The organism is Acidocella sp. (assembly GCF_013044125.1).
In the GTDB taxonomy this organism is placed as follows: domain Bacteria; phylum Pseudomonadota; class Alphaproteobacteria; order Acetobacterales; family Acetobacteraceae; genus Acidocella.
Genome location: NZ_JABEVC010000073.1, coordinates 1 through 6,292, shown reverse-complemented (window position 1 = coordinate 6,292; position 6,292 = coordinate 1). Strand labels below are relative to the sequence as shown.

6 protein-coding genes are annotated in these 6,292 nt (G+C 63.8%); 5 read left to right on the top strand and 1 reads right to left on the bottom strand.

Annotated elements, in window-relative coordinates; all coding sequences use genetic code 11:
• From HKL97_RS04575 to HKL97_RS04555, 5 genes are all read left to right on the top strand, one after another.
• On the top strand, window positions 1–463 hold a 463-nt coding region (locus tag HKL97_RS04575), incomplete at its 5' end, for a DUF3617 family protein (RefSeq protein ID WP_291422923.1).
• A 38-nt stretch (window positions 464–501) separates the two neighbouring features.
• Window positions 502–1,782, top strand: coding sequence for an AmpG family muropeptide MFS transporter (locus tag HKL97_RS04570; RefSeq protein ID WP_291422922.1), 1,281 nt, complete (start codon window positions 502–504; stop codon window positions 1,780–1,782).
• A gap of 62 nt (window positions 1,783–1,844) precedes the next feature.
• Window positions 1,845–2,441, top strand: coding sequence for a DUF1285 domain-containing protein (locus HKL97_RS04565; protein ID WP_291422921.1), 597 nt, complete (start codon window positions 1,845–1,847; stop codon window positions 2,439–2,441).
• A gap of 18 nt (window positions 2,442–2,459) precedes the next feature.
• On the top strand, window positions 2,460–3,017 hold the full coding sequence (locus tag HKL97_RS04560; RefSeq protein ID WP_291422920.1) for a CoA pyrophosphatase: 558 nt from the start codon (window positions 2,460–2,462) through the stop codon (window positions 3,015–3,017).
• Window positions 3,014–4,174, top strand: coding sequence for a CCA tRNA nucleotidyltransferase (locus HKL97_RS04555; RefSeq protein ID WP_291422919.1), 1,161 nt, complete (start codon window positions 3,014–3,016; stop codon window positions 4,172–4,174). The genes HKL97_RS04560 and HKL97_RS04555 overlap by 4 nt, the downstream gene beginning before the upstream one ends.
• On the opposite strand, the gene HKL97_RS04550 is transcribed toward HKL97_RS04555, so the two are convergent.
• A complete protein-coding gene (locus HKL97_RS04550; RefSeq protein WP_408820697.1) occupies window positions 4,151–6,043 on the bottom strand; it encodes a potassium transporter Kup in 1,893 nt (630 codons plus the stop codon). The two genes, HKL97_RS04555 and HKL97_RS04550, sit on opposite strands and share 24 nt — an antisense overlap.
• Window positions 6,044–6,292 lie beyond the last annotated feature (249 nt).

Here is a 6,292-nt window from a genome sequence, read left to right as displayed (position 1 = left end):
CGTGACCCAAGCGGCGGTGGCGGCGGGGCTGCCGGCCAGGGAGTCTGGCTTGTGGCAGAGCACGACGACGGTGACGGGGCCGGATGGCAAGCCGCTGCCCAATGCTGACCATGTGGTGACGGTGAGCTGCGTTGATCCGGCGACGGATATGAAGTTTTTCACCAGTAATGGGAGCTCCTGTAGCAGCCTCAAGATTTCGGGCTCGGGCGCGAAATATACGATTGATGGCGATTGTATGCAGCGGGGCAAGCCGGTGCGGATTCATGAGACGCTGGATTATGCCAGCGCGCGGAGCGTGACGCTGAAGGCGACGATCGGCGCGGCTTCCGGGCCGCTGACCGTGACCTCGCAATTGCAGTGGCAGGGGCTATGTCAGGCGGGTATGGAGCCCGGCGATGAGGGCAGCATGGTTGATGGCGCCTTCAGCAAGGCGGATAATATCAACGATCCGGGCGGGTTGTAGGGCGGACGGGCGTTTGGGCCGCGCGCCATGCCCCCAGCATGGCCGGAGATGAGACGGCGATGAAGGGCGCGGCGTTGCGGACCTTCGCGATTATGACCGCGCTGGGGTTTTCCTCCGGGCTGCCGCTGGCGCTCTCGGGTTTTACGCTGCGGATGTGGCTGTCTTCGGCGCATCTGGGGCTGGGGGTGATCGGGCTAACGGCGAATATCGGCCTGGCCTATACGCTCAAGTTTTTATGGTCGCCGGTGTTTGATGAGGTGAAGCCGCTGTTTTTGGGCCGGCGGCGGGGCTGGCTGTTGCTGGTGCAGGGGGTGCTTGTGGGATGCATCGTGGCGCTGGGTTGCTCCAACCCGGTGACGCATGTGGGGTTGACGTTGGGGATTGGGGCGGTGCTGGCGTTTGTGTCGGCCAGCCAGGATATATTGATTGATGCGTGGCGGATTGAGACGTTTGCGCCCCGGGCGCAGGGCGCGGCGCTGGCGGCGTATGTTTGGGGCTATCGCGGGGCGATGCTGATTTCCGGCGCCGGGGTGATTGCGCTTTCGGTGAAGACTGGCTGGCGTGAGGCGATTTTGCTGATGGCGGGGCTGGCGCTGGCGGGGCCGGTGGCGACATTGCTGGCGGTGGAGCCGCGGGTTGCGCGCGAGGTTGCGCCGGCGCGGTTCGGGGCGCGGTTTGCCCAGGCGGTGCGTGAGCCGCTGGTGGAGTTTCTGGCGCGGCGCGGGGCGCTGGTGATTGTGGCGTTTATTGTTTTGTTCCGGCTCGGCGAGGCGCTCGCCGGGGTGATGCTGGCGCCTTATTACACATTTTTGGGGTTTAACCGGGCGGCGATCGCGGTGGCGAACGGGCCGGTCTCGCTTGCGGCGACGCTGGCGGGGGCGGCGGTTGGCGGTGTGCTGGTGGCGCGGCTCGGCGTGGGGCGGGCTTTGCTGGTCACGGGGGTGTTCCAGACGCTGGCGATGGCGATGTATCCGGCTTTGGGGTTGTTTCCGGGTGAGCCGCATATGCTGGTGGTGACCTCGGCGCTGGAATCGTTCGCGGAGGGGGTCTCGGATGCGGCGTTCCTGAGTTATATGTCAGGGTTGTGCCATCCGGAGCATACGGCGACGCAGTTTGCGCTGTTGTCTTCGTTGGCGCCGATGGCACTGCGGACCGTGGGCGGGCTTTCAGGCTATATGGCGGCGGCGATGGGGTTTATTCCGTTCTTTATTCTCTCCGCCTTCGCGGCCGTGCCGGCGATGGCGCTGATGCTGGTGATCCTGCGCTATTACCCGCCGGCGGACCGGCTGGGGCTTGTTGGCGCGGAGATTCCCGGTTGATTTGGGGGCCGCGCGCGGTTGCCCATTTGATCGCGATATGATGATCCCTATATCGGAGGATCATGAGATCATCGGGGCCGGAGAAAAGCGCGATTGTGAGCCAGGGCAAGAAACAGGATTGCGCCGGATTCAGGCCGGAGCGGGTTGCCGCCGATTGCGGGGATTTGCCGTTTCTGATCAGGCGTGACGGAACCTGGATGTACCGGGGCAGCCCGATTACGCGCAAGCCGATGATCTGTTTGTTCTCGACCGTGCTGGCGCGTGAGGCGGATGGCGGGTACATGCTGGAGACTCCGGTGGAGCGGGGGCGGATCGAGGTTGAGGATGTGCCGTTCGTGGCCATGGAGCTGGAGTGGTCGGGGCAGGGGGCGCAGCAGGTGCTGACGTTTCGTACCAATATCGACCAATGCATTACCGCCGGGCCGGAGCATCCGATACGGATACGCCATGATCTGCTGAGCTGCGAGCCGACGCCCTATTTGCATGTGCGCGATGGCAAGGGGGCGTTTCCGATTGAGGCGCGGATTTGCCGGGCGACGTATTATGAGTTGGTGGCGCTGGCGGAGCCGGGGATGGTGCGGGGGCGCAGCGTGCTGGGTGTGTGGAGTTGCGGGGCGTTCTTTTCGCTGGGTGATCTGCCGCCGGGCTGCGGCAGGTAGGCTGGAGACATTGACGCGATGACCGAGGCGGAGCTGCGGCGGAGGTTGCCCCCCGGTTTGGCGCATAATTGCCTGGCGGCGGCGGAGAACAGGCCGGCGGCGGTGTTGATTCCACTGGAGCCGGAGCGCGGGGTGTGGCTGACCCGGCGCAGCGCGCAGATGCCCAACCATGCGGGGCAGGTTTCCTTTCCGGGCGGGAAGATCGAGCGGGGGGATGCCTCGGCGGAGGCGGCGGCGCTACGGGAGGCGCGCGAGGAGGTCGGGCTTGATCCGGCGGTGGCCGAGGTGCTCGGGCGGATGGATGATTTCATCACCGGGACGGGGTTTCATATTACGCCGGTGGTGGCGCTGGTGCCGCGCGGGGTGAGGTTCAGGGCTGATCCTGGGGAAGTGCAGGAGGTGTTCTGTTTGCCGTTTGCAACGCTGCTGGACCCGGCGGCGCCGCGCCGCCGGAAGGTGTTTTGGCGGGGGATGGAGCAGGATTTTGTCGTCTGGCCGCATGAGGCGCATGTGATCTGGGGCGCGACGGCGAAAATTTTGTTGGATTTGGCGTTGCGGCTGCGTGGGGCGCGGTGATTAGCCTGCCCGGCATGGCGGCGCTGTGGGATGCGTTGCCGCAAGCGCGGATGGTGGGCGGCGCGGTGCGCGATATGCTGGCAGGGCGGGCGGTGGCGGATGTGGATTTCGCCGTGCCGTTGAGTCCCCAGGAGGTGATGGCGCGGGTGCGGGCCGCCGGGTTGAAGGCGGTGCCAACCGGGCTGGCGCATGGGACGGTGACGGTGGTGGCGTGCGGGCGCGGGTTTGAGGTGACGAGCCTGCGGCGCGATGTGGCGACTGATGGGCGGCATGCGGTGGTTGAGTTCACCGATGACTGGGAGATGGACGCGAGCCGGCGGGATTTTACCATCAATGCGATGTCGGCCACGCGCGATGGCGCGGTGTTCGATTATTTTGGCGGGCGGGTGGATCTGGCGGCGGGGCGGGTGCGCTTTGTGGGCGAGGCCGGGCGGCGGATTGCCGAGGATTATCTGCGGATTTTAAGGTTTTTCAGGTTTTTTGCGCGTTATGGGCGTGGCGTGCCGGATGCGCAGGCGGTGGCGGCGATTGTGGCGCTGCGCGAGGGGGTGAGGAGCCTCTCCGCCGAGCGGGTGTGGAGCGAGGTGAAGCAGATTTTGCGGGCGGAGGACCCGCGCGCGGTGGTGGCGCTGATGCGCGAGACGGGTGTGCTGGATCTGGTGTTGCCGCAGGCCGATGAGGCGCGGCTGGCGGGCATGGTGGCGCGCGGGGCGCCGGTTGATGAATTGTTGCGAGTGGCGGCGCTGCTGCGCGGGGATGCGGGTTTGTTCGCCCAACGCTGGCGGCTGAGCGGCGCGGAGCAGGTGCGGCTGGCGGCCTTGATGGCGCCCAATGCGCTGGCGCCTGATGCGGATGATGCGGCGCTGCGCCGGGCTTTGGTCGAGGCGCCGGGGGAAATATTGATCGGGCGGAGCTGGCTGGAGCAGGATGACCGGCCGGGCTGGGGAGAATTGCGGGCGCGGATTGCCGCCATGGCGCGGCCGGTGTTTCCCGTGCAGGGGCGCGATGTTGTGGCGTTGGGTGTGCCGCCGGGGCCAAGCGTTGGCCGGGTGCTGGACGCGGTGCGGCGCTGGTGGCTGGCGGGGGGGTGTGTGGCGGATGCGCGCGCGTGCCTGGGGCGCGCGCGCATTGAGTCAGATGGCGATGCGCACGCCTAGCTCGACCACGCGGTCACTCGGGATTTGGAAAAATTCGGTGGCGGAGACGGCGTTGCGGGTCATGAACAGGAACATCCCGCGGCGGATGAAGTTGAGTTTGGGCACCGAGGCGGGGACCACGGTTTCCCGGCCGAGGAAGTAGCTCATCTGCATGGGGGAGATCTCGATGCCCTGGGCGGAGAGGCGCTCCAGCCCGCGCGGCACGTTCGGGCTTTCCATGAAGCCGTAGGAGAGGGTGACTTTGTAAATGCCGGGGGCGACTTCCTCGGCGGCGGCGCGGTTTTCCGGCTTGACCTGGGGAACGTCGAGGGTGCGGACGTTCACGAAGAAAACCTGCTCGTGCAGAACTTTGTTGTGTTTGAGGTTATGCAGCAGGGCGTTTGGCACGAAGTCCAGATTGCCGGTCATGAAGACGGCGGTGCCGGGGACGCGGATTGTGCGCGATTGCGGCAAGCGGGCGAGGAAAGAGGCGAGGGGCAGGCTGTCCTGGGTCCAGCGGGCGATGATGAGGTTACGGCCGCGGCGCCAAGTGGTCATGATAAATGTGAGGCTCAGGCCGATGGCCAGGGGAACCCAGCCGCCATCGAGAAATTTAAGTGTGTTGGCGGCAAAGAAAGCAAGGTCAACCAGGCCGAAGAAGCCGAATACGGCAATAGATGCACCCCGTGACCAGTGAAACAACCGGCGGAACACCACAACGGCCAGAATATTGGTGCAGATGAATGTACCGGTGACCGCGATGCCGTAAGCCCAGGCCAGGGCATTGCTGGTTTGGAAGATGAGCACCAGCATGATGACGCCGAAAGCGAGCATTAGGTTAATTTGCGGTACGTAGATCTGGCCTTCTTCCGTAGCGCTGGTGTGGCGGATTTCCATGCGCGGAAACAAACCTAGCTGGACACATTGCCGGGCTATGGAGAACGCGCCGGACACGACAGCCTGGCTGGCGATGATCGTGGCCGCAGTGGAGAGAAGGACAAGGGGAATTTGTAGCGCGTGCGGCGCCAAAATGAAGAAGGGGTTAACGGCACTAGCAGGGTCGGCGATAACGAGCGCCCCCTGGCCAAAATAATTCAGGAGCAGGCAGGGTAGGACAAAATAAGTCCAGGATGCGCGGATGGGCTTGCGGCCAAAATGGCTCATATCCGCATAGAGAGCTTCTGCTCCGGTGACGGCGAGCACAACGGCACCCAGCACAACAAAAGCAGTAAAACCATGCCGTAGGATGAAAAAGACACTGTAGGCCGGGCTGGCGGCTTTCAGGACGGCCGGATCATGCAGGATTTGAGCGAGACCAAGGCCGCCGATGGTGAGGAACCATATGAACATGATGGGGCCAAAGGCGGCACCGATGTCGCCCGTGCCGCGCTTTTGCACCAGGAAAAACAGGACGATAACGGCGATGGCAAGAGGTTCAACGACGGGGGTCATACCTGGGGAAACAACTTCCAGGCCGGAAATAGCAGAGAGCACGGAGATGGCTGGTGTGATCATACCATCACCGAAGAACAGCCCGGCGCCAATGATGCCGATCATGCTTAAGGCTGTGCGGGCGCGGCTGTTTTTTGCCACGCGCTGGGCGAGGGTCATGAGGGCGAGGATGCCGCCTTCGCCGTTATTGTCGGCCCGCATAACAAAAGTAACGTATTTGAGAGTGACAGTGATGATAAGCGACCAGAAAATGAGCGAAACCAAGCCAAGAACATCAATTCTGGTCATGGCTTTGTTGGAAAAATAACCGAGGCAGGTTTGCAGTGCGTAAAGCGGGCTGGTGCCAATATCGCCGTAGACGACGCCGAGGACGGCGATGAGCACGCTTAACCGTAAACGCTGTTTTATGTCGCCGCCGTCAGTTTGTGTCATTTTAATTTGCTCATTTGATGAGGGCCGGTGCTTGGCTGGCTGGGCGGCCAAGTACCTGGGGGATGGCGTGATCGTGTTCTGTGCCGGGCAGGGCCGTGATCGGCGCGCTCATAGGAACACACCTGCATGGGGGCGTGGATTCCAGCCGTTTTGTGCTGCTGAAAAACAAGCTCACGCGGGCGAGTATGATGCCATGATGGGCGCTGCTTTAGCGGGTTGGCGGATTACCTGCAAGTAACGTCAAGGCGGGGGGGG

What these genes read in the sequence shown, in the direction of transcription:
- HKL97_RS04570 (WP_291422922.1), top strand. Translation starts at nt 502, where the DNA reads ATGGCCGGAGATGAGACGGCGATGAAGGGCGCGGCGTTGCGGACCTTC.
- HKL97_RS04565 (WP_291422921.1), top strand. Translation starts at nt 1,845, where the DNA reads ATGAGATCATCGGGGCCGGAGAAAAGCGCGATTGTGAGCCAGGGCAAG.
- HKL97_RS04560 (WP_291422920.1), top strand. Translation starts at nt 2,460, where the DNA reads ATGACCGAGGCGGAGCTGCGGCGGAGGTTGCCCCCCGGTTTGGCGCAT.